This window comes from Actinomadura violacea (genome assembly GCF_017573465.1).
GTDB lineage: Bacteria > Actinomycetota > Actinomycetes > Streptosporangiales > Streptosporangiaceae > Spirillospora > Spirillospora violacea.
In genome coordinates this window covers 105,357-126,244 of the sequence record NZ_JAGEPF010000023.1, presented here as the reverse complement: position 1 = coordinate 126,244, position 20,888 = coordinate 105,357, and the positions used below count along the sequence as shown (strand labels likewise).

Below are 20,888 nucleotides of genomic sequence, written 5' to 3'. Positions count from 1 at the left end.
CCGGCCGCACCCGGCGTGCGCCGGATGCGGCCGGGAGGGCGGCGGGGGCGGGTCAGCCCGCGCCGTACACCGGCTCGGGCGCCGGGGACTTGGCGAGCAGGCCGGCGACGACCTCGCCGACCTCGGCCGCGTCCCAGCGGGCGCCCTTGTCGGCCGTGGGGCCGTGCCGGAAGGCGTCCATCACGCAGATCTTGCCGCCCTCGGCCTCGAAGACGCGGCCGGTGACGTCCTTGGACTGCGCGGAGCCGAGCCACACCACCAGCGGCGACACGTTCTCGGGTGCCATCGCGTCGAACTCACCTTCGGCGGGCGCGGCCATCGTCTGCGCGAAGACCTCCTCGGTCATCCGGGTGCGGGCGGCGGGCGCGATCGCGTTGACGTTCACCCCGTACCGGCCGAGCTCGGCGGACGCGACGAGGGTGAGCCCGACGATGCCGGCCTTCGCGGCCGAGTAGTTGCCCTGGCCGACGCTGCCGAGCAGCCCGGCGCCCGACGAGGTGTTGATCACGCGGGCGTCCACGGCGCGGCCCGCCTTGCTCTCGGCCCGCCAGTACTGCCCGGCGTGCTTGAGCGGCAGGAAGTGGCCCTTGAGGTGGACGCGCATCACCGCGTCCCACTCGTCCTCGGACAGGTTGATCAGCATCCGGTCGCGCAGGAACCCGGCGTTGTTCACCAGGGTGTCGAGGCGGCCGAAGGTGTCGACGGCGGTGGCGACGAGCGCGGCGGCGCCAGCGTCGGTGGCGATGTCGTCGGTGTTGGCGACGGCGCGCCCGCCGAGCGCCTCGATCTCCTTGACGACGTCCTGGGCGGGGCCGCCGGAGGCGTCTCCGCTGCCGTCGCGGGCGACGCCGAGGTCGTTGACGACGACCAGGGCGCCCTGGCGGGCGAACTCCAGCGCGTGCGCGCGGCCGAGCCCGCGCCCGGCCCCGGTGACGGCGACGACACGGTCCTTGCAGATCATCGCGACTCCTCCTTGTTGACGGTGGCGGCGTCCAGGAAGGCGGGGCGTTCTCCCCCGCCGTGCAGCAGCATCTGCGACCCGGTGACGTAGGACGCCAGGCCGGAGGCGAGGTAGACGCAGGCGGCTCCGACCTCGTAGGGGTCGCCGAGGCGGCCCATGGGGACGGTGCGGGCGACCGACTCGACGCCCGCCTCGTCGCCGTAGTGCAGGTGCGCCAGCTCGGTGCGGATCATGCCGAGGACCAGCGTGTTGACCCGCACCTGCGGCGCCCACTCGACGGCGAGCGACTGGGTGAGGCTGTGCAGCCCGGCCTTGGCTGCGCCGTAGGCGGCGGTGCCGGGCGACGGCCGGACCCCGCTGACGCTGCCGATGTTGATCACCGAGGAGCCGTCCGGCATCAGCGGCCGCAGCGCCCGCGCCATGATCAGCGGCCCGGTCAGGTTCAACTCGATGATCTTGACGTGCGTGCGCAGCGGCCCGTCGGAGACCGGCAGGAACGGCGCGCCGCCCGCGTTGTTCACCAGCACGTCGACCCGGTCGAGCCCGGCGGCGAACGCCTCCACGGCGTCGGCGTCCCGCACGTCGAGCGAGGCGAACGCCGCCGTGCGGCCGCCGGCCTCGGGCAGCGCGTCCGGCTCGCGCCGGGCCACCGCGATCACGTCGGCGCCCGCCTCCAGGAAGGCGCGGCTGATCCCCGCACCGACCCCGCGCACGCCCCCGGTGACCACGACGGTCTTCCCGGCCAGGTCCAGCGTCAGTGACATCCCGCCTCCTCCTAGCCCCTCTGCTACGGTCTGTTCTAACAAATGTTTGGTGGAAAGGTAGCGCATGGGAGTCTCCACCACGACCCTGGACGGGGTCGCCGAGATCGTCGTGGACGCGCCGCCGGTCAACGCACTGACCGTCGCGGGCTGGTTCGAGCTGGCCGACGCGGTGCTCGCCGCCGGCCGCGACCCGCAGGTCGGCGCCGTCGTGCTCCGGGCCGAGGGCCGGGGCTTCAACGCGGGCGTCGACATCAAGGAGATGCAGCGGACCGACGGCCACACCGCGCTGGTCGGGGCCAACCGCGGGTGCTTCGCGGCGTTCGCCGCCGTCTACGACTGCGAGGTGCCGGTCGTCGCCGCGGTGCAGGGCTTCTGCCTGGGCGGCGGGATCGGGCTGGCGGGCAACGCCGACATCGTCGTGGCGTCCGACGACGCCTTCTTCGGGCTGCCCGAGGTCGACCGGGGCGCGCTCGGCGCCGCGACGCACCTGGCCAGGCTCGTCCCGCAGCACCTGATGCGCGCGATGGTCTACACGTGCCGCAACGTGACCGCGGCCGAGCTGCACCACCACGGCTCGGTGCTGGAGGTCGTCCCGAAGGACGAGCTGCGCGCCAAGGCGCTGGAGGTCGCCGGGAACATCGCGGCCAAGGACAAGTACGTGATCCGGCGCGCCAAGGAGTCGCTGAACGGCATCGACCCGGTCGACGTCCGCCGCAGCTACCGCTACGAGCAGGGGTTCACGTTCGAGCTGAACCTCATGGGCGCGGGCGACGAGCACCGCGACGCCTTCGTCGCGAAGGGGGCCAAGTGAGCAAGGTTCGCTCCATCGAGGAGATCGTCGGGTCGCTGGAGAGCGGCATGACGATCGGGATCGGCGGCTGGGGCTCGCGGCGCAAGCCGATGGCCCTCGTCCGGGCGCTGTGCCGCTCCGACGTGACCGATCTGACCGTGGTGACCTACGGCGGCCCGGACGTCGGGCTGCTGTGCGCGGCGGGCAAGGTCCGCCGGCTCGTCACCGCGTTCGTGACCATGGACTCGATCCCGCTGGAGCCGCACTTCCGGCAGGCGCGGCAGTCCGGGTCGATCGAGCTGACCGAGTACGACGAGGGCATGTTCATGTTCGGGCTGTACGCGGCGGCGCACCGGCTGCCGTTCCTGCCCACCCCGGTCGGGCTCGGCTCGGACGTGATGCGGGTCAACCCGGACCTGAAGACCGTCCGGTCGCCGTACGAGGACGGGCAGGAGCTCGTCGCCGTCCCCGCCCTGACGATGGACGCGGCGCTGATCCACATGAACCGCGCCGACGCGCGCGGCAACGCCCAGTACCTCGGCGCCGACCCGTACATGGACGACCTGTTCGCCAAGGCCGCGGACCGGACGTACGTCTCCTGCGAGCGGCTGGTGGACACCGCCGACTTCGCCAAGGAGGGCCCGCCGCAGTCGATGCTGATCAGCCGGGCGCACGTGGCGGGCGTGGTGGAGACGCCGAACGGCGCGCACTTCACCGACTGCGAGCCCGACCACCGCCGCGACGAGGCGTTCCAGAAGCTGTACGCGAAGTCGGCGGCAGACCCGGAGGCGTGGGCGGCGTTCCGCGAGCGGTTCCTGTCCGGCGACGAGGCCGCCTATCAGGACGCCGTCCGGACCTGGCAGGAGGAATCCCGATGAGCGATGTGACGAGGGCCGAGGTCTGCGCGGTCGCCTGCGCGGAGCTGTTCCGGGGCGACGGCGAGATCGTCGCGGCGGCGGTCGCCGGGTTCGTGCCGATGCTGGGCTCGCGCCTCGCGCGGTCCACGTTCGAGCCGGACCTGCTGACGACCGACGGCGGGCCGACGCTGAGCGCCGAGCCCGTCCCGCTGGGCCGCACGGCCGAGGTGGCGGAGGGCTGGCTGCCGTTCCGCGACCACCTGTGGCTGGTGCTGAACGCCCGGCGGCACGTGGTGATGGGGCCGTCGCAGATCGACCGGTACGGCAACACCAACATCTCGTGCATCGGCGACTGGGAGCGGCCGGCGCGGCAGCTGCTCGGGTCGCGCGGCGGGCCGGGCAACACGCTGCTGAACCCGACGAGCTACTGGGTGCCGAAGCACTCGACCCGGGTGTTCACCGACAAGGTCGACTTCGTCAGCGGCGTCGGCTGGGACCGGGGCGCGCACGAGATCCGCGCCGTGGTCAGCAACCTGGCGGTGCTCGACTTCGACACCCCCGAGCACCGGATGCGGCTGCGCTCGGTGCACCCGGGCGTCACCGTCGAGGACGTCGTCGCCGCGACCGGGTTCGAGCTGGTCGTGCCGGACGAGGTGCCCGAGACGCGCCTCCCGGACGCCGAGGAGCTGCGGGTCATGCGCGAGGTGCTGGACCCGAAGGGCCTGCGCGAGCGAGAGGTCCCGGCCTGATGGAGCAGCGGCTCGACACCCCGCTGACCCGCCTCACGGGCGTGCGGCACCCGGTCGTCCAGACGGGCATGGGCTGGGTCGCCGGCCCGCGCCTGGTGACCGCGGTGGCGAACGCGGGCGGCCTCGGGGTCCTGGCGTCGGCGACGATGACGCTGGACCAGCTCGCGGACGCGATCCACGAGGTGAAGGACCGCACCGACGCGCCGTTCGGCGTCAACCTGCGGGCCGATGCCGGCGACGCGGGCGACCGCATCGACCTCCTGATCAAGGAGGGCGTGAAGGTCGCCTCGTTCGCGCTGGCGCCGAAGAAGGAGCTGATCGCCAAGCTCAAGGACGCGGGCCTCGTGGTGATCCCGTCGGTGGGCGCGCGGCGGCACGCGGAGAAGGTCGCGGGCTGGGGCGCGGACGCGGTGCTGGTGCAGGGCGGCGAGGGCGGCGGGCACACCGGCGCCGTCGCCACCACGCTGCTGCTCCCGCAGGTCGTCGACGCGGTCGACATCCCGGTGATCGCGGCCGGCGGCTTCTTCGACGGCCGCGGCCTGGCCGCCGCGCTGTCCTACGGGGCGGCGGGCGTGGCGATGGGCACCCGGTTCCTGCTGACCTCCGACAGCTCCGTGCCGGACGCGGTCAAGCAGGTGTACCTGAAGACGGGCGAGACGATCGTGACCCGCCAGGTCGACGGGATGCCGCACCGGGTGCTGCGCAGCGGGCTGGTGGACGGCCTGGAGTCGGCCGGCCGGGTCAGCGGCCTGGTCCGGGCGCTGCGCAACGGCGCCCGGTTCAAGAAGCTGTCCGGGATGTCGTGGCGCGCGATGATCGCCGACGGGAAGGCGATGAAGCACGGCAAGGACCTGTCCTGGTCGCAGGTCCTCATGGCGGCCAACACCCCGATGCTGCTGAAGGCGGCGATGGTGGACGGCCGTCCCGATCTCGGCGTGATGGCGTCGGGCCAGGTCGTCGGCGTCATCGACGACCTGCCGAGCTGCGCGCAACTGATCGACGGGATCGTGGGGCAGGCCGTCGAGGCCATCTCCGCGCAGCGGTCCCTGCTCGTGCGCTAGGCGCCTTCGAGGCCGCGCAGCACGGCCGCCAGTCCCCCGCGGAACTCCTCGCCGGGGCCGATGTGGCGGGCGTGCCGCGCGGTCTCCGCCATGTTCGGGAACCTCTCGGCGGGCAGCGCGGCGATGGCGGCCGTCCCCTCGCCCTCCAGCGGGCCCAGGTGCTCCAGCTGGATCGCGCCGATGATGTAGGCGATCAGCGTCCGCAGCGCGATGGCGGCGCGCGGCCCGGTGATGCCGGCGTCGTGCAGGATGCCGGCCACCGTCTCCCCCCAGCACAGCGACCCGGCCGAGTCGTGCCGGTGCGTGAGCGTCAGCGGCATGATCGCCGCGTGCGCGCCGAACGCGGCGCGCAGCCGCAGCGCCATGGTCTCGATCCGCGCCTCCCAGGGGCCGCCGGGCGGCGGCGCGGGGTCGACCTCGGCGTAGACCAGGTCGATCACGAGACCTTCGAGTTCCTCCCGGTCGCGGACGTACCGGTAGAGCGCCATGGTGCTGAGCTTGAGCTCCTTGGCGACGGCGCGCATGGACAGCCCGGTGAGGCCGTCCCGGTCGATGACGGCGAGCGCCGCGGCGGCGACCTGGTCCTGGGTGAGCGAGCGGGGTCTCGGCATGGCGCTTGACAGCGTACGGCATACGCTTACGATCGTTAGCGTATGTCGTACACCTAAGGAGCGCGCCGATGCGTCTCGTCCCCGGTTCCGACGTCCCCGCCCGCGAGCTGGCCCCGGCCGGCGGCCCCGCCGTCCCCGTGCCCGACCCGGACCGCCTCGTCCACCTGCAGTTCCGCCGGTTCGCGGGCTGCCCGATCTGCAACCTGCACCTGCGCTCGTTCGTGACCCGGCACGCCGAGATCGAGGCCGCCGGGATCCGCGAGATCGTGGTGTTCCACTCCACCGAGCAGGAACTTCGCGAGCACGTCACCGGCCTCCCGTTCCCCGTCGTCGGCGACCCGCGCAAGCGCCTGTACGCCGAGTTCGGCGTCGAGTCCGCGCGCCGCGCGCTGCTCGACCCCCGCGTGTGGGGCCCGCTCGTCCGGTCCTCGGCCGTCAAGACCTGGCGGGTGCTACGGAGTCGCGAGCGCCCGCCGGGCGCCCGCCCGACCGGCGGCCGGCTGGGCCTGCCCGGCGACTTCCTGATCGGCGCGGACGGGCGCCTGGTGGCGGCGAAGTACGGCGAGCACGCCTACGACCAGTGGTCGGTCGACGAACTGCTCGCCCTGGCCGCCGAAGCCCCCGACCCCTCGGCGCGGCCGTGACGGCGGGCCGGCGGCGCGAGGCCGCCGGCCCGCGGCCGGACGGTGCTCAGCGCACCGCGAGGACGAGCTTGCCGGTCGTCGCGCCGGACTCGATCCGCCGGTGCGCCTCCACGGCCTGCTCCAAGGGCAGTTCCTCCACCTGGACCCGCAGGTCGCCGGAGGCCGCGGCGGCCACGGCGCGGCGCAGCGCCCGGCCCGCGTCGGCCGGGAACGCGGCCGAGAACGCGGCGAGGTTGAACCCCGCCACGGACTTGTTGGTGAACCACAGCTCGTTCGCGGACACGCCCACGTCGTCCGCGCCGGACGCGTTGCCCATCACGATCATCCGGCCCATCGGCGCGAGCGCGTCGAGGCTGGCGCGGCGCGCGGGGCCGCCGACCATGTCCACGACGATGTCGAACCCGCGTCCGCCGGTGAGGTCCGCGACCCGGTCCGGCAGCTCGTCGCGGAGCACGACGTCGTCGTAGCCGAAGGCGCGCGCGGTCTCGATCTTCGCGGGGCCGCCGACGGTGCCGGCCACGCGGCCCGCGCCGAGCTGCCGGGCCGCCTGGCCGAGCTGGCTGCCCACGCCCCCGGCGGCGGCGTGCACGAGCACGGTCTCGCCCGGCTCGATGCGCGCCGCCCGGTCCAGGACGAGGAACGCGGTCGTGCTGTTGGACGGGATCGCGGCGGCGACGTCCAGGCCCAGGTCGAGGCCGTCCAGCGGCGCGACCAGGTCGGCGGAGGTGACGACGGCCTCGGCGTACCCGCCGCTGTCCACGATCGTCAGCGCGGCGACGGGCTGGCCGGGGCGCAGCCCCTCGACGTCGGGGCCGACCGCGCGGACGTGCCCGGACACCTCGATGCCGGGGACGAACGGCAGCGGCACGTCCACGACGCCCCGCCGGTACAGCACCTCGGCGAAGTTGGCGCCCGCGTAGGCGACGTCGATGGACACCTGGCCCGGCCCCGGCTCGGGGGTCTTGACCTCGTCGACGCGCAGCACGCCGGCCTCGCCGAACGCGGGAATGGTGACGGCCTTCATCAGTAACGCCCTCCAACGGCCGCGGGAACGGCGTCCAGCTCGGCCAGGTCGGTCTCGGTGAGGTCCAGGTCGGCGGCGGCGGCGTTGTCGCGCAGGTACCGCTGCTTCTTGGTGCCGGGGATCGGGATGACGTGGTCGCCCTGCGCGAGCGTCCAGGCGATCGCGACCTGCGCCGGGGTGGCGCCGTGCCGCTCGGCGACCGCCTTGACGACGTCGACGATCCGCAGGTTCGCCTTCAGCGCCTCCTCCTGGAAGCGCGGGTTGGCGCCGCGGAAGTCGGTGTCCTCGAAGTCGGCGGCGGTGACGGTCCCGGTGAGGAACCCGCGGCCGAGCGGCGAGAACGGCACGAACACCGCGCCGTTGGCGGTGCACCAGCCGACCACGTCGCCCGCGTCGCCGGCGCCTCCGACCGACCCGCCGCCGACCTGCGCCCCCGGCTGCCCCAGCGCGTCCCGCGTCCACAGCGACAGCTCCGACTGGATCGCCGCGACCGGGTGGATCGCGTGCGCCTCGGCCGCCTGCGCGACGCTCACCTCCGACATGCCGAGCCGCCGCACCTTGCCCTCGGCGACCAGCTCCGCCATCGCGCCCCAGGTGTCGGCGAGCGGCACGTCCGGGTCGACGCGGTGCAGGTAGTACAGGTCGATGACGTCGGTGTCCAGGCGGCGCAGGCTGTCCTCGGCGGACGCCTTCACATGCTCCGGCCGCCCGTTCCGGACGATGTTCCGGGTGGCGAGCGACTCGACGACCAGGCCCGTCTTGGTGGCGAGCACCGCCTCGTCACGGCGCCCGGCGAGCGCCCGCCCGACCAGCGTCTCGTTGTGGCCGTCGCCGTAGGGCTGCGCGGTGTCCAGGAACGTGACGCCCAGGTCGAGCGCCTCGCGGATCAGCGCCACCGACGCGTCGTCGTCGCGCTCGGACTCGGTGTAGGCCCAGCTCATCCCCATGCAGCCCAGCCCGACGGCGCCCACCTGCGTGCCCGCGAAATCGCGCTTCCTCATGGTGATCGGTTCCTTTCGTGAGCGGTTCGTACTGAAATGGGGGGTTCAGGCGGGGATGGCGGTGACCAGGCCGCCGTCGACCAGCAGGTCCTGGCCGTTGACGTACCCGGCGTCCGGTGAGGCCAGGAAGGCGACCGCGGCGGCGACGTCCTCCGCGGTGCCGAGGCGGCCCGACACCACCTGGGCGCCGTAGGCGGCGGCCTCCTCATCGGTGGGGGCGGCGCCGCGGAACATCGGGGTGTCGATGAAGCCCGGGCTCACCGAGTTCACCCGGATGCCGCGCGGTCCCAGCTCGGCGGCCAGCGTGCGGGCCAGGTTGTGCACGGCGGCCTTCGTCGCCGAGTACACCGCGGCGACCGGCAGGCCCCGGTGCAGCGTCCAGGACGCGTTGATCACGATGGCGGCGCCGTCGTCGAGCAGCGGCAGCGCCTTCTGCACGGTGAAGAACACGCCTTTGAAGTTGACGCCGGTGATCCGGTCGAAGTCGTCCTCGGTGACGTCCGCGGCCGAGGCGAACGCCCCGACGCCCGCGTTGGCGAACACCACGTCCAGCCGCCCGAACCGGGTGCGGATCTCCGCCATCAGCGCGTCCAGGTCGGCGAGGCTCGCCGCGTCGGCGCGCACCGCGAGGACGCGGTCCCCGCCGTCCAGGTCCTTGACGGCGGCGTCCAGGCGCCCCTGGTCGCGCCCGGTCACGACGACCCGGGCCCCCTCGTCGAGCAGCCGCCGTGCGGTGGCGAGCCCCATCCCGCTGGTGCCGCCGGTGATCAGAGCGGTCTTGCCCGCGAATCGTTCGTTCTGCATGCCCCGATCATGTCGGCGGGGCGGGAGCGCGGACAGACTCCGTTCATCCTGGGTCTGCCAACACCACCCTGGCGGGCGCGGGTCAGCTCGCGGCGGCCAGCCCGCGCCGCGCCATCAGCCGCTCCAGGCGTTCCATGGTGCCGGTGCCGGGACGCGGGTTCTGCAGCACGAGGCTGGTCCCCGGACGGTCGGCCAGCGGCAGCAGCGTGCCCTCGAAGACCAGCTCGCCGGCCTCGGGATGGCGGACGCCCTTCACCGCCTGGGTGGCCCCGCTGACCTCGTGCCGGGGCCACAGCTCGGCGAACTCCGGGCTGGCGGCCATCATGTCCCCGGCGATCCGGCCGAACTCGGGGTCGTCGGGATAGCGGGCGGCGTCGGCGCGGAACCGGGCGACGACGTCCGGCGCTGCCGCGGCCCACTCCAGGTGCATGTCCCGGTAGCGGGCGTTGGTGAAGAACGACACCAGGCAGTTGTGGTCTGTGTCGCCGAACCCGAACACCGCGCGGGCCGCGTCGTTGATCGCGACGAAGTTCCAGTGCCGGTCCCGGACGTAGGCGGGCCGCGGCGACCAGGCGTCCAGCACCCGGTGCAGCTCCGGGGTGATCGGGACGGCCGGGCCGGCCTCGGCGCGCGGCGGGTTCAGCCCGGCCAGCAGGTACAGGTGCTCGCGCTCGGCGGCGTCGAGGCGCAGGGCGCGGGCGATGGCGTCCAGCACCTCGCCGGAGACCTTGATGTCGCGGCCCTGCTCCAGCCAGGTGTACCAGGACACGCCGACGCCGGCGAGCACGGCGACCTCCTCGCGGCGCAGGCCGGGCGTGCGGCGCCGGCCCGCGTCGGGCATGCCGACGTCGGAGGGCGTGAGACGGGCGCGGCGGGTGCGCAGGAAGTCGCGCAGTTCGTCGCGGCGGCGGCCGGGGGCGGCGGCGGGGGTCGTACTGGCCATGCCGCCACGATATCCGGCGGCCGGGTCATGATCGCCGGGGGCGGCGGCGGGGCCCGGAGACCCGGCTCTAGGCTGGCCACGTGATCGGCTCGGGGACGGCGGCGGCGCGCTGGGCGCGCGGCGGGTTCCTCGCCGCCGCCTGCACGCTGCTCTCGCTCGCCGGCCACGCCCTGGGCGGCGCCTGCTGCCTGCCGCCGCTCCCGGCGGTCCTCGCCACCGGCGGCGTGGTGGGAGTCCTGTGCGTCGGGCTCGCCGGCCGGATGATGTCGTTCCGGCGGATCCTGGCCGTCGTCGGATGGGCGCAGGCCGCCTTCCACCTCGCTTTCACGGTGTCCGCGTCGTCGCCCGCCCACCACATGGCGCCCGGCGCCGAGCCGATGGCGGCGCCCGGCCTCGCGATGGGCCCGCAGATGCTGGCCGGCCATGCCGCCGCCGCCCTCGCGGCCTCGGTCCTGCTCGCCTACGCCGAGCGGGCCCTGTGGTGGCTGTACGGGGCGGTCTTCGCGACCGTCCTCACCCGGCTGATCGTCCGCTGGCCCGCCGTGTCGCACCGTCCGCCGTGGCCCGTGGTGGTCGCGGACGACCCCGCGCCGCGCCGCGGCGTCCTGCTCGCCCGCGCCGTCCGGCGGCGCGGGCCTCCTCCGGTGGTCCTGCCGCACGCCGCCTAACCGCGCCGCATCGCGCGGGTGGTTCGGCGTGCCTTCGCCATGCCCTCATGACCACCGGAAACAAGGAACTCCCATGTTCGAAGGCAACCCGTCCCGGCGGGCCGCGCTGGGCGCGCTGGCCGCCGGGACACTCCTGGGCGCCGCCGCGTGCTCGGGCTCCCCCGCCCGCGATGCGTCCGACGTCCCCACCGGAGCCCCAAGCAAGACGGCCTACCCGCTGACCGTCCGCAACTGCGGGCAGAAGGTGACGTTCACCGGGCCGCCCCGGCGCGTGCTGATCCTGAACGGGACGTCGGTCGCGGAGTCGGAGAGCTTCGTGCTGCTCGGCCTGCAGGGCCGCGTCCTCGCCAACGCCCAGTCGTACGGGGTGTCGGACGACCCGTCGATGGTCGCGGCCGTGAAGGCGCTGCCGACCGGCGGGCTCACCATGAACCGGAACTTCGAGGTGCCGGCCGAGCAGGTCCTCGCCGCCAAGCCCGATCTGGTGATCTCGACGTGGTCGGGCGGGTTCGACGCCAAGCGCGGCCTCGCGACCCGCGAGCAGCTCGCCGCCGCCGGGATCAACACCCTGGTCAACCCGGTGAACTGCGCCTATGGGAAGCCGAACGCGTCGGGTGAGGAGAAGCGCGCGTACGAGCGGATCTCCATCGCGTCGTCCTACGACTTCCTGGCCCTGCTCGGCCGGGTCTTCGACGTCCAGCGGAAGGCGGCGGACGTGTCGGCGGGGCTGCGGCGGCGCGTCGACGCGGTCCGGGCGCGGGTCGCCGGCAAGCCTGCGCGCAAGGTGCTGATCGTCTATCCCGGCATGTCGATGATGAACGCCGCCGGGCTGCCCGCCGTCATGACCGGCCGCATCACCGACGAGGTGATCCGGGCGGCCGGCGGCGTCAACGCGTTCGCCGGACGGTCGCGGGACGTCACCGCCACGCTCACCAAGGAGCAGCTGGCCATGGCGCACGTCGACGTCCTGGCCGTCGGCGCGTTCACTCCCGGCGAGGACCCCGCCGCGCAGGCGCGCAAGCTGTTCGCCGAGTACCCGCAGTGGCAGGCGTCCAAGACGCGCTCGTACGCGACCGTCGCGGACGGCGCGTTCCTCGGCCCGCTCAACGCGTGGGCCGTCGAGAAGCTGGCGAAGGCGGTGCACGGGAATGGCTGAGGGCACGGCGGTCACGGAGCGCACCGCGACCACCGAACGCGCGGGGCGGCGGCGGGGACCGCACCTGGTGCCGGGCCGGATGGTCGCCGTCCTGCTCGGCGGGCTCGCCGCCGCGCTCGCCGCCGTCGCGATGGCGGGCGTCACCGTCGGCTCGGTCGACCTGCCGCCGGGCGCGGTCTGGCGGGTGATCGGCTCCCACCTCACCGGCGCGGCGTCCCCGGACCCGCTCCGCGACCAGGTGATCTGGGAGCTCCGCACGCCGCGCGTCCTGGTCGCGGCGCTCGTCGGCGCGGGGCTGAGCGTCGCCGGCGTGGCCCTGCAGGCGCTCGTCCGCAACCCGCTCGCCGACCCGTACGTCCTCGGCGTCTCGGCGGGGGCGTCGCTGGGCGCGGTGCTCGTCGTCTCGTTCGGCGCGACCGCGTTCGGCGGGCTCGGCGTCACCGGCGCGGCGTTCGTGACGGCGCTGCTCAGCGTCCTGGCCGTCTACGCGCTCGCGCAGCGCGGCGGCCGGCTGCTGGACTCGCGGCTCGTGCTGGCCGGGGTCGCCGTCGGGTACCTGTGCTCGGCGGCGACGAGCTTCGTCCAGCTGCGGCTCGACCCGTCGGAGCTGCAGGGCCTGATGTTCTGGCTGATGGGCAGCGTCGCGGGCGCGACCTGGTCCGACCTCGGCGTGCCCGCCGCCGTGATCGCGGCGTGCACGGTGCTCCTGCTGGTGCAGGGCCGGAGCATGAACGCGCTGCTGGCCGGGGACGACGCGGCCGCCGGGCTCGGCGCGTCCGTTCCGGCGCTGCGGATCGCGCTGCTGGTCGTCGCGTCGCTGCTGACCGCCACGTCGGTCGCCGTGGTCGGCGGGATCGGGTTCGTCGGGCTGATGGTGCCGCACGCCGCTCGCTTCCTGGTCGGCGCCGACCACCGCCGGGTGCTGCCGGTCGCGGCGCTCGGCGGCGCGGTGTTCCTCGTCGCGGTCGACATCGTGGCGCGCACCGCCGACCGGCCGAACGAGCTGCCGATCGGCATCTTCACCACGGGGCTCGGCGTCCCGTTCTTCCTGTGGCTGCTGCGGCGGCGCCCGGGGGGCGCGGCCTGATGCGGCTGGACATCGCGGGCGTCACCGCCGAGATCGACGGCACCCCGATCGTGTCGGACGTGGACCTGGTCGCCGAGCCCGGCGCCTTCGTCGGGCTCATCGGCCCGAACGGCAGCGGCAAGTCGACGCTGCTGCGCACCGTGTACCGGTCCCTGCGGCCGTCCGCCGGGGCCGTCTCGCTGGACGGCGACGACCTGTGGCGGATGCGGGCGCGGCAGGCGGCGCGGCGGCGGGCGGTCGTCACCCAGCACGGCGACCTCGGCGGCGAGTTCTCCGTCGCCGAGGTGGTCGCGATGGGGCGGGCGCCGCACAAGGGCGTCCTCGAACGCGAGAACGCCGCCGACCGCGCCGTCGTGGCGGACTCGCTGGAACGGGTCGGGCTGGCCCACGCGTCCGATCGGCTGTTCTCCACCCTGTCGGGCGGCGAGCGGCAGCGCGCGCTGGTGGCGCGGGCCCTCGCGCAGGAGGCGCCGCTGCTGATCCTCGACGAGCCGACCAACCACCTGGACGTGCGCGCGCAGCTCGGCCTGCTCGACCTGGTCCGGTCGCTCGGGCTGACGCTGCTGGCCGCGCTGCACGACCTCGACCACGCGGCCGCCTACTGCGACCGCGTGGTCGTCCTGCAGCACGGGCGCGTACGGGCGTCCGGTCCGCCGCTGGAGGTGCTGACGCCGGAGTTCGTCGCGGACGTGTTCGGGGTGCGCGCCCACATCGGCGCGCATCCGATCACCGGCCGCCCGCACATCGCGGTCGCCTCGGCGAAGCCGTGGTGATCCGCTACGGCGGGTGATCTCCGGGGCCGTGCCGGTCAGGAGGCGGGCGGCGCCGCCTCGTGCAACCGCACGGTCCCGGAACCGCTCAGGCGGGCGATGGCGGCGTCGTCGCGCCCCAGCTCGCGCAGGACGGCCTCGGTGTGCTCACCGAGCGCCGGGACCGGGTCCATCCGCGCCTCGACGTCGGTGAACGTGATCGGCGGGCGGATCGCCCGGATCGCCCCGACCGGGGAGCCGACCTCCCGCCAGCGGTCGCGCTCGGCGAGCTGCGGGTGCGCGATCAGCCCGTGCCCGTCGTTCAGCGACGCGTTCGCCACGCCGGCCTCGTCCAGCCGCCGCAGCAGCTCCTCGCGGTCCATCGCCGAGGTGACGCCGGAGACGATCGCGTCGACCTTCTCGCGGTTGCGGACCCGCGCCCGGTTCGTCGCGTACTCGGGGTCGGTGACCAGGCCGGGACGGTCCAGGACGCCGTTCGCCAGCGCCGCCCAGCCGCGGTCGTTCTGCACGCCGATGACCACGTCCACGCCGTCGGCGGTCGGGTAGGCGTCGTACGGGGAGATCACCGGATGGCTCAGCCGGGTCCGCGGCGGCACCGAGCCCGTGTAGAGGGTCGTGTACATCGCCTGGCCCATCCATTCGGCGACCGCGTCGAACATCGTGACCTCGATCGAGGCGCCCTCGCCGGTGGTGCCGCGCCGGACGAGCGCCGCCAGCGTCCCGGAGAACGCGTACATCCCGGCGGCGATGTCGGCCAGCGGCGAGCCCGCCTTCACCGGCGTCTCCGGGGTGCCCGTCACCGAGATCAGCCCGGCCTCGGCCTGGACGAGCATGTCGTAGGCGCGCTTGTCGCGGTACGGGCCGCGCGTCCCGTACCCGGACATGTCGACGACGATCAGGCGCGGGTCGCGGGCGCGCAGCTCGCCGGCGCCGAAGCCGAGGCGTGCGGCGGCGCCCGGCGCGAGGTTCTGCAGGAACACGTCGGCGCCCGCGACCAGCTCGGTGAGGATCGCGCGGCCCTCGTCCTGCTTGAGGTCGAGCGCGACCGACTCCTTCGACCGGTTCAGCCAGGCGAAGTGGGTGCCGAGGCCGCCGCGCACGTTCGCGTCGTAGGCGCGGGCGAAGTCGCCGCCGTCCACGCGCTCGACCTTGACGACGCGGGCGCCGAGGTCGGCGAGCTGCCGGGTGGCGAACGGCGCCGCGACGGCCTGCTCCAGCGCGACGACCGTGATGCCTTCGAGGGGGAGCATCGCGGTCTCAGTCCTCCAGCAGCCGGCGGCCGATGATCATCTTCTGGATGTCGGCGGTGCCCTCGCCGATCAGCAGCATCGGCGCCTCCCGGTAGAGCCGCTCGATCTCGTACTCCTTGGAGTAGGCGTAGCCGCCGTGGATGCGGAACGCGTCCTCGACGACCTCCTTGCAGTACTCGCTGGCCAGGTACTTGGCCATGCCCGCTTCGAGGTCGTTGCGCTCGCCGGAGTCCTTGCGGCGCGCCGCCATCACCATCATCTGGTGGGCGGCCTCGACCTTCGTCGCCATCTCGGCGAGGCGGAACATGACGGCCTGGTGCTCGGCGATCGGCCTGCCGAACGTCTCGCGCTGCCGCGCGTAGCCGAGGGCCAGCTCGTAGGCGCGGCGGGCGACGCCGCAGCCGCGCGCCGCGACGTTCACGCGGCCGACCTCGACGCCGTCCATCATCTGGTAGAAGCCGCGGCCGGGCGTCCCGCCGAGGATCTGCGCGGACGGGATCCGGTAGGAGTCGAAGAGCAGCTCGGTGGTGTCGACGCCCTTGTACCCCATCTTCTCGATCTTGCCGGGGACGGTCAGCCCCGGCGCGACCTCGCCGAACCCGGGCGTCTTGTCGACCAGGAACGTCGTCATGCCGCGGTGGCCCGCGTCCGGGTCGGTCTTGACGAGCGTGGCGACGAGGTTGGCGGAGCCGCCGTTGGTCAGCCACATCTTCTGACCGTCGATCACGTGGTGGTCGCCGTCGGGCACGGCGCGGGTCCTGATCGCCGACACGTCGGAGCCGCAGCCGGGCTCCGACATCGAGAACGCGCCGCGGATCTCGCCGGTCGCCATCTTCGGCAGGTAGTGCGCCTTCTGCTCCGGCGTGCCGTGGTGGGTGATCATCCAGGCGACGATGAAGTGGGTGTTGACGATGCCGGACACGCTCATCCAGCCGCGCGACAGCTCCTCCACCGCGAGCGCGTAGGTCAGCAGCGACTCGCCGAGCCCGCCGTGCTCCTCGTCGATCATCAGCCCGAACAGGCCGAGGTCCTTCATCCCGTCGACGATCGCCTGCGGGTATTCGTCGGCGTGCTCCAGCCCCGTGGCGACCGGGAGGACCTCCTTGTCGACGAACGCCCGCACCGTCGCGACGATCTCCCGCTGCTCGTCCGTCAGCCCGTAGGTCTGCTGCAGCCTGCTCACGTTCCGTTCCTCCCGGGTCGGACCTCTGCGCTGGACATGTGGGGGCGGCTCAGCGGCCCTCGAAGCGGGGCGCGCGGCGCTCGGCGAACGCGGCGCGGCCTTCGGCGAAGTCGGCGGTGCCGAACAGCGCGGCCTGCTCCTCCCGTTCGGCCTCCAGCAGCCGCTTCAGGCTGTGGTCGGCGCGCGCGAGCAGCCGCTTCGCGGCGGCGACCGCGAGCGGGGCGAGCGACGCCGTCCCGGCGGCCAGCTCCAGCGCCGCGTCCAGCGCCCCGCCGGGCGGGGCGAGCGAGTCGGCGAGCCCGATCTCGCAGGCGCGCGGCGCGGGCACGGTCCGGCCGAACACGAGCATCTCCTTGGCGCGTCCCATCCCGACGCGCTGCGGGAGCGTCCACAGCAGCCCGCCGTCGGCGACGAGTCCGACCTTGCCGAACGCGGCGACGAACCGGGCGTCCTCGGCGGCCACCACGTGGTCGCAGGCGGCGGCGAGGGACACCCCGAGCCCGGCGGCGGCGCCCTCGACGGCCGCGATCACCGGCGTCCCGCAGGTCGCGATGATCCGGACGGCCCGGTGCACCGGCGCCAGCCGCTCCCGGACCTCCTCGGGGCCCGCGCCCTCCATCGACCGCAGGTCGCCGCCCGCCGAGAACGTGCCGCCCGCGCCCGTCAGCACGATCGCGCGGACGGCCGGGTCGTCGGCGGCGCGGCGCAGCTCGTCCAGGAGCCGCAGGCGCATCGGGATGTCGATGGCGTTGCGCGCGGCGGGCCGGTTCAGCGTCAGGACCCGCGTCGCGCCATGGTCGGCCGCCTCGACGACGTCGCCGGTGGAGCCACCCGCCGCGCCCGCTCCGGAGTCCCGGTCGTCCATCGATCCCTCCTCGCAATTTTTTATACGATATGGGGAGATGTTCGCCGCAGGCTAGGGGACCCCCGGTCAGTCGGCCTGCTCGGCCCAGAACCCCTGCGCCTCCAGGTGCACGACCAGCAGCGTCCCGGCGTGCCTGATGTGCGCGCGCATCGCACCGCGCGCGGCCTCGGCGTCCCGGGCCCGCAGCGCCGCCAGGATCAGCCGGTGGTCGTCCACGGACGCCTGGCTCCAGCCCTGGATGCTGGAGTAGAAGCGACGCGGCGCGTACCGCACCACCAGCTGGAGCAGCCATGCCGTCTTCGGCGACCGGGCGCAGAGGTTGATCGCCCGGTGGAACTCGTGGTTGGCCCGCTCGATGCCGTCGGCGTCCGCGGCCTTCGACGCCCGCACCAGCAGCTCCTGCCGCTGGTCGAGCGTCTCCAGCTCGTCGTGCGTGATCTTCTCGGCGGCGCGGGAGGCCAGCTCCCCGGCGAAGTACGCCTGCGCCTCGAACAGGTCCTGGACGTCCTGGCGCGACAGCGGCGCCGGCATGAACCCGCGGCGCGGCTCCAGCGTCACGAACCCCTCGCCCCGCAGCGACAGCAGCGCCTCGCGGACCGGGGTGACGCTGATCCCGAGGTCGTCGGCGATCCGCTCGAGCCGCAGGAACTCCCCGTGCCCGACCTGCCCGGACATGATCAGCTCGCGGACGTACGCGGCCACCTCGTCGCTGAGCTGGCGGCGCCTGCCGAGGGCCTGGCCATCGGAAATCGCCACTGTCATCGTCTCCCCGTGCGCCTGCGCGATCACCACATTATGTACGGGACGCCCGTCACGCCCCGCCGTTCCAGGGCCTCCCGCACGTTGACATCGGGTATTTTCAAATCAAATATATAAAAAGGCGTCCGCAGGCGCCAGGGCAGGAGGAGAGCGGCAGCCGTGATCACGCTGAACGACGAGGAGCGCGCCATCGTCGAGGTCGTCGCGGACTTCGTCGACAGGGAGGTCCGGCCGGTGGCCCGCGACCTCGAGCACGCGAACACCTACCCCGAGCACCTGATCGCCCGCATGAAGGAGCTGGGCGTCTACGGGCTCGCCGTACCCGAGCCGTACGGCGAGGTCTCGGTCTCCAAGGCGTGCTACGCGCTGGTCACCGAGGAGCTGGCGCGCGGCTGGATGTCGCTCGCGGGGGCGTTCGGCGGGCACACGGTCGTCTCGCACCTGCTCGCGGTCTTCGGCACCGAGGAGCAGAAGCGCCGCTACCTGCCCCGGATGGCGACCGGCGAGCTGCGCGCCACGATGGCGCTGACCGAGCCGTCCGGCGGGTCCGACCTGCAGGCGCTGAGCACGTCCGCGCGCCGCGAGGGCGACCGGTACGTGGTCGACGGCGCGAAGATGTGGATCACCAACGCGCGGATGTCCGGCCTGATCGCCCTGCTGTGCAAGACCGACCCGGACGCCGAGCCCCGCCACCGCGGCATCAGCATCCTGCTGGTGGAGAAGGGCCCCGGCCTGACCGTCTCCCGCGACCTGCCGAAGCTCGGCTACAAGGGTGTGGAGAGCTGCGAGCTGTCCTTCGACGGCTACGAGGCGCCCCTGGACGCGGTGCTCGGCGGCGAGGAGGGCCGCGGGTTCGCGCAGATGATGCGCGGCCTGGAGGTCGGCCGGATCCAGGTCGCGGCGCGCGCGCTCGGCGTGGCCCGGGCCGCGCTGGAGGACTCCGTCCGCTACGCGCAGGAGCGCGAGGCGTTCGGCAAGCCGATCTGGAAGCACCAGTCGGTCGGCAACTACCTCGCCGACATGGCCACCGAGCTGCGCGCCGCGCGGCTGCTCACCCTCGACGCCGCCGAGCGGCTCGACGCGGGCGAGCGCTGCGACATGGAGGCCGGCATGGCCAAGCTGTACGCCTCCGAGGCCGCGATGCGGATCGCGCTGAACGCCGTCCGCATCCACGGCGCGGCCGGGTACTCCACCGAGTTCGACATCGAGCGCTACTTCCGGGACGCCCCGCTGATGATCGTCGGCGAGGGGACCAACGAGATCCAGCGCAACGTGATCGTCAAGCAGCTCATCGGGCGGAACCGGATCTGAACGCGCGGCGGGTTCAGGGGGCCTCGCCGGGCTCCTCGCCCGCCCTGATCCAGTCGAAGGTGCGTTCCACGGCGCGCTGCCAGTTGCGGTACTCGTGGTCGCGGCGGCCCGCGTCCATCGCCGGGACCCAGCGGGCCGCGCGGTGCCAGTTGCGCCGCAGCCCCTCCAGCCCGGCCCAGTAGCCGACGGCGAGCCCGGCCGCGTACGCGGCGCCGAGCGAGACCGTCTCGACCACCATCGGCCGCGCCACCGGCACGTTCAGCATGTCGGCGACCATCTGCATCAGCAGGTTGTCGGAGGTCATGCCGCCGTCGGCCTTCAGCTCCTTCAGGCTGAGCCCGGAGTCGCGGTTCATCGCGTCGACGACCTCGCGGGTCTGCCAGCCGGTCGCCTCCAGCACCGCCCGCGCCAGATGGCCCTTGGTGATGTAGGAGGTCAGGCCGACGATGATGCCGCGGGCCTCGCTGCGCCAGTGCGGTGCGAACAGCCCGGAGAACGCCGGCACGATGTAGCAGCCGCCGTTGTCGCTCACCGTCCGGGCCAGCGTCTCGATCTCCGGCGCGGTGCCGATCAGCCCGAGCCCGTCGCGGAACCACTGGACGAGCGCGCCGGTGATCGCGATCGAGCCCTCCAGCGCGTACACGGCCGGCTCGTCGCCGATCTTGTAGCCGACGGTGGTGAGCAGCCCGTTCTCCGACCGCACCGGCTTGGTCCCGGTGTTCATCAGCAGGAACGCGCCGGTGCCGTAGGTGCACTTGGTCTCGCCGGGCGCGAAGCACGTCTGGCCGAACAGCGCGGCCTGCTGGTCGCCGAGCGCCGCGCCGACCCGCACCCCGGGGAACACCCTGCGGGCCGTCCCGTAGGTCTCGGTGGACGATCGGATCTCCGGCAGCATCGCCCGCGGCACCCCGAAGAACGCGAGCAGGTCGTCGTCCCAGGACAGGGTGTGCAGGTCCATCAGCAGGGTGCGGCTGGCGTTGGTGACGTCGGTGACGTGCACGCCGCCGTCGACGCCGCCGCTGAGGTTCCAGATCAGCCAGCTCTCCATCGTGCCGAACAGCACCTCGCCGCGCTCGGCGCGCTCGCGCAGGCCGGGCGTGTGGTCGAGCAGCCAGCGGATGCGCGGCGCGGAGAAGTAGGTGGCGAGCGGCAGGCCGCTGCGCTCGGTGACGATCGCGGCGCCCGGGGCGCGGCCCAGCTCGTCGACCAGGGTCCCGGTCCGCATGTCCTGCCAGACGATGGCGCGGCCGATCGGCACGCCGGTCAGCCGGTCCCACAGGACGGTGGTCTCGCGCTGGTTGGCGATGCCGACGGCGGCGACCTGGTTCGCGGTGACGCCCGCCTGCGCGAGGGCCTCAGGAGCGATCCGCTCCAGGTTCCGCCAGATCTCCATGGGGTCGTGCTCGACCCAGCCGGGCTTCGGGAAGTGCTGCCGGTGCTCGCGCTGCGCCACCGACACCAGCCGGCCGCCGTGGTCGAACAGGATGCACCGGGTCGAGGTGGTGCCCTGGTCGATCGACATCACGTAGCGTTCGGTCACGTTGCGCCCTCTCCCCCGCCGTGCCCCTTCCCCGTCTCCCGCTCCGGCCCCGCCTTGCGCTCCGGCCGCGTGCCGCCCGGTACCGCCGTC

The 20,888-nt window shown here is 73.8% G+C and carries 22 protein-coding genes; 10 read left to right on the top strand and 12 right to left on the bottom strand.

The annotated features are described in order from the left end of the window. Nucleotides 1–52: 52 nt before the first annotated feature. Nucleotides 53–961 (bottom strand): SDR family oxidoreductase, encoded by a 909-nt coding sequence (locus J4709_RS34700; RefSeq protein ID WP_208247256.1) that lies wholly within the window; start codon nucleotides 959–961, stop codon nucleotides 53–55. Next, nucleotides 958–1,725, bottom strand: coding sequence for an SDR family oxidoreductase (locus tag J4709_RS34695; RefSeq protein ID WP_208247254.1), 768 nt, complete (start codon nucleotides 1,723–1,725; stop codon nucleotides 958–960). Before J4709_RS34695 ends, J4709_RS34700 begins: the two co-directional genes overlap by 4 nt. Before the next feature lie 64 nt (nucleotides 1,726–1,789). Here J4709_RS34695 and J4709_RS34690 point away from each other — a divergent pair, with 64 nt between their 5' ends. Genes J4709_RS34690 through J4709_RS34675 form a run of 4 tightly spaced genes read left to right on the top strand, consistent with a single transcriptional unit; the run spans nucleotide 1,790 to nucleotide 5,182 of the window. Beyond that, nucleotides 1,790–2,536 carry an enoyl-CoA hydratase family protein gene (locus J4709_RS34690; protein ID WP_208247252.1) on the top strand — a complete coding sequence of 249 codons (747 nt, stop codon included), beginning with the start codon at nucleotides 1,790–1,792 and terminating at the stop codon, nucleotides 2,534–2,536. After that, a complete protein-coding gene (locus tag J4709_RS34685; RefSeq protein WP_307801803.1) occupies nucleotides 2,533–3,393 on the top strand; it encodes a CoA transferase subunit A in 861 nt (286 codons plus the stop codon). The genes J4709_RS34690 and J4709_RS34685 overlap by 4 nt, the downstream gene beginning before the upstream one ends. Continuing rightward, nucleotides 3,390–4,121, top strand: a complete 732-nt coding sequence (locus J4709_RS34680) for a CoA-transferase subunit beta (RefSeq protein WP_208247250.1) — start codon at nucleotides 3,390–3,392, stop codon at nucleotides 4,119–4,121. The genes J4709_RS34685 and J4709_RS34680 overlap by 4 nt, the downstream gene beginning before the upstream one ends. Further along, nucleotides 4,121–5,182 carry an NAD(P)H-dependent flavin oxidoreductase gene (locus J4709_RS34675; RefSeq protein WP_208247248.1) on the top strand — a complete coding sequence of 354 codons (1,062 nt, stop codon included), beginning with the start codon at nucleotides 4,121–4,123 and terminating at the stop codon, nucleotides 5,180–5,182. The genes J4709_RS34680 and J4709_RS34675 overlap by 1 nt, the downstream gene beginning before the upstream one ends. On the opposite strand, the gene J4709_RS34670 is transcribed toward J4709_RS34675, so the two are convergent. Continuing rightward, nucleotides 5,179–5,793, bottom strand: coding sequence for a TetR/AcrR family transcriptional regulator (locus tag J4709_RS34670; protein ID WP_208247245.1), 615 nt, complete (start codon nucleotides 5,791–5,793; stop codon nucleotides 5,179–5,181). The genes J4709_RS34675 and J4709_RS34670 overlap by 4 nt on opposite strands. A 68-nt stretch (nucleotides 5,794–5,861) precedes the next feature. Between J4709_RS34670 and J4709_RS34665 the strand changes: the two genes are divergently transcribed. Next, nucleotides 5,862–6,437 carry a peroxiredoxin-like family protein gene (locus tag J4709_RS34665; RefSeq protein WP_208247243.1) on the top strand — a complete coding sequence of 192 codons (576 nt, stop codon included), beginning with the start codon at nucleotides 5,862–5,864 and terminating at the stop codon, nucleotides 6,435–6,437. Between the two features lie 46 nt (nucleotides 6,438–6,483). Here the strand turns inward: J4709_RS34665 and J4709_RS34660 are convergent, their stop codons facing one another. From J4709_RS34660 to J4709_RS34645, 4 genes are all read right to left on the bottom strand, one after another. Next, the gene (locus J4709_RS34660) at nucleotides 6,484–7,461 is read right to left on the bottom strand and encodes a quinone oxidoreductase family protein (RefSeq protein WP_208247241.1); all 978 of its coding nucleotides are present in this window, start codon (nucleotides 7,459–7,461) and stop codon (nucleotides 6,484–6,486) included. Next, nucleotides 7,461–8,462, bottom strand: coding sequence for an aldo/keto reductase (locus J4709_RS34655; protein ID WP_208247239.1), 1,002 nt, complete (start codon nucleotides 8,460–8,462; stop codon nucleotides 7,461–7,463). Before J4709_RS34655 ends, J4709_RS34660 begins: the two co-directional genes overlap by 1 nt. A 45-nt stretch (nucleotides 8,463–8,507) precedes the next feature. Next, complete coding sequence (locus tag J4709_RS34650; RefSeq protein ID WP_208247236.1) at nucleotides 8,508–9,266, bottom strand: glucose 1-dehydrogenase; 759 nt, start codon at nucleotides 9,264–9,266, stop codon at nucleotides 8,508–8,510. An 82-nt stretch (nucleotides 9,267–9,348) separates the two neighbouring features. After that, the gene (locus J4709_RS34645; protein ID WP_208247234.1) at nucleotides 9,349–10,209 is read right to left on the bottom strand and encodes a helix-turn-helix transcriptional regulator; all 861 of its coding nucleotides are present in this window, start codon (nucleotides 10,207–10,209) and stop codon (nucleotides 9,349–9,351) included. A gap of 80 nt (nucleotides 10,210–10,289) precedes the next feature. Here J4709_RS34645 and J4709_RS34640 point away from each other — a divergent pair, with 80 nt between their 5' ends. From J4709_RS34640 to J4709_RS34625, 4 genes are all read left to right on the top strand, one after another. Then, nucleotides 10,290–10,877, top strand: coding sequence for a hypothetical protein (locus J4709_RS34640; RefSeq protein WP_208247232.1), 588 nt, complete (start codon nucleotides 10,290–10,292; stop codon nucleotides 10,875–10,877). Between the two features lie 73 nt (nucleotides 10,878–10,950). Then, nucleotides 10,951–12,033, top strand: a complete 1,083-nt coding sequence (locus tag J4709_RS34635; RefSeq protein ID WP_208247230.1) for an ABC transporter substrate-binding protein — start codon at nucleotides 10,951–10,953, stop codon at nucleotides 12,031–12,033. Beyond that, nucleotides 12,026–13,120: a FecCD family ABC transporter permease gene (locus J4709_RS34630; RefSeq protein WP_208247228.1), complete on the top strand. Its 1,095-nt coding sequence runs from the start codon at nucleotides 12,026–12,028 to the stop codon at nucleotides 13,118–13,120. The genes J4709_RS34635 and J4709_RS34630 overlap by 8 nt, the downstream gene beginning before the upstream one ends. Beyond that, nucleotides 13,120–13,893, top strand: coding sequence for an ABC transporter ATP-binding protein (locus J4709_RS34625; RefSeq protein WP_208247226.1), 774 nt, complete (start codon nucleotides 13,120–13,122; stop codon nucleotides 13,891–13,893). Before J4709_RS34630 ends, J4709_RS34625 begins: the two co-directional genes overlap by 1 nt. A 35-nt stretch (nucleotides 13,894–13,928) precedes the next feature. Here J4709_RS34625 and J4709_RS34620 read toward each other — a convergent pair whose 3' ends face one another. The 4 genes from J4709_RS34620 to J4709_RS34605 form a co-directional block, all read right to left on the bottom strand. Beyond that, the gene (locus J4709_RS34620) at nucleotides 13,929–15,140 is read right to left on the bottom strand and encodes a CaiB/BaiF CoA transferase family protein (RefSeq protein WP_208247224.1); all 1,212 of its coding nucleotides are present in this window, start codon (nucleotides 15,138–15,140) and stop codon (nucleotides 13,929–13,931) included. A 7-nt stretch (nucleotides 15,141–15,147) separates the two neighbouring features. After that, on the bottom strand, nucleotides 15,148–16,323 hold the full coding sequence (locus tag J4709_RS34615; RefSeq protein ID WP_208247222.1) for an acyl-CoA dehydrogenase family protein: 1,176 nt from the start codon (nucleotides 16,321–16,323) through the stop codon (nucleotides 15,148–15,150). A gap of 49 nt (nucleotides 16,324–16,372) precedes the next feature. Beyond that, nucleotides 16,373–17,188, bottom strand: coding sequence for an enoyl-CoA hydratase/isomerase family protein (locus tag J4709_RS34610; protein WP_208247220.1), 816 nt, complete (start codon nucleotides 17,186–17,188; stop codon nucleotides 16,373–16,375). A 66-nt stretch (nucleotides 17,189–17,254) separates the two neighbouring features. Continuing rightward, the gene (locus tag J4709_RS34605; RefSeq protein ID WP_208247219.1) at nucleotides 17,255–17,944 is read right to left on the bottom strand and encodes a GntR family transcriptional regulator; all 690 of its coding nucleotides are present in this window, start codon (nucleotides 17,942–17,944) and stop codon (nucleotides 17,255–17,257) included. A 162-nt stretch (nucleotides 17,945–18,106) separates the two neighbouring features. Between J4709_RS34605 and J4709_RS34600 the strand changes: the two genes are divergently transcribed. Beyond that, on the top strand, nucleotides 18,107–19,258 hold the full coding sequence (locus J4709_RS34600; RefSeq protein ID WP_208247217.1) for an acyl-CoA dehydrogenase family protein: 1,152 nt from the start codon (nucleotides 18,107–18,109) through the stop codon (nucleotides 19,256–19,258). Nucleotides 19,259–19,271: 13 nt separating this feature from the next. On the opposite strand, the gene glpK is transcribed toward J4709_RS34600, so the two are convergent. Next, nucleotides 19,272–20,798, bottom strand: coding sequence for a glycerol kinase GlpK (gene glpK, locus J4709_RS34595; RefSeq protein ID WP_208247215.1), 1,527 nt, complete (start codon nucleotides 20,796–20,798; stop codon nucleotides 19,272–19,274). Nucleotides 20,799–20,888 lie beyond the last annotated feature (90 nt).

Coding starts and splice junctions, on each gene's coding strand:
- J4709_RS34670 (WP_208247245.1), bottom strand. CDS start 5,793: ATGCCGAGACCCCGCTCGCTCACCCAGGACCAGGTCGCCGCCGCGGCG.
- J4709_RS34675 (WP_208247248.1), top strand. CDS start 4,121: ATGGAGCAGCGGCTCGACACCCCGCTGACCCGCCTCACGGGCGTGCGG.
- J4709_RS34635 (WP_208247230.1), top strand. CDS start 10,951: ATGTTCGAAGGCAACCCGTCCCGGCGGGCCGCGCTGGGCGCGCTGGCC.
- J4709_RS34630 (WP_208247228.1), top strand. CDS start 12,026: ATGGCTGAGGGCACGGCGGTCACGGAGCGCACCGCGACCACCGAACGC.
- J4709_RS34680 (WP_208247250.1), top strand. CDS start 3,390: ATGAGCGATGTGACGAGGGCCGAGGTCTGCGCGGTCGCCTGCGCGGAG.
- J4709_RS34610 (WP_208247220.1), bottom strand. CDS start 17,188: ATGGACGACCGGGACTCCGGAGCGGGCGCGGCGGGTGGCTCCACCGGC.
- J4709_RS34625 (WP_208247226.1), top strand. CDS start 13,120: ATGCGGCTGGACATCGCGGGCGTCACCGCCGAGATCGACGGCACCCCG.
- J4709_RS34695 (WP_208247254.1), bottom strand. CDS start 1,725: ATGTCACTGACGCTGGACCTGGCCGGGAAGACCGTCGTGGTCACCGGG.
- J4709_RS34645 (WP_208247234.1), bottom strand. CDS start 10,209: ATGGCCAGTACGACCCCCGCCGCCGCCCCCGGCCGCCGCCGCGACGAA.
- J4709_RS34665 (WP_208247243.1), top strand. CDS start 5,862: ATGCGTCTCGTCCCCGGTTCCGACGTCCCCGCCCGCGAGCTGGCCCCG.
- J4709_RS34700 (WP_208247256.1), bottom strand. CDS start 961: ATGATCTGCAAGGACCGTGTCGTCGCCGTCACCGGGGCCGGGCGCGGG.
- J4709_RS34650 (WP_208247236.1), bottom strand. CDS start 9,266: ATGCAGAACGAACGATTCGCGGGCAAGACCGCTCTGATCACCGGCGGC.
- J4709_RS34660 (WP_208247241.1), bottom strand. CDS start 7,461: ATGAAGGCCGTCACCATTCCCGCGTTCGGCGAGGCCGGCGTGCTGCGC.
- J4709_RS34655 (WP_208247239.1), bottom strand. CDS start 8,462: ATGAGGAAGCGCGATTTCGCGGGCACGCAGGTGGGCGCCGTCGGGCTG.
- J4709_RS34690 (WP_208247252.1), top strand. CDS start 1,790: ATGGGAGTCTCCACCACGACCCTGGACGGGGTCGCCGAGATCGTCGTG.
- J4709_RS34620 (WP_208247224.1), bottom strand. CDS start 15,140: ATGCTCCCCCTCGAAGGCATCACGGTCGTCGCGCTGGAGCAGGCCGTC.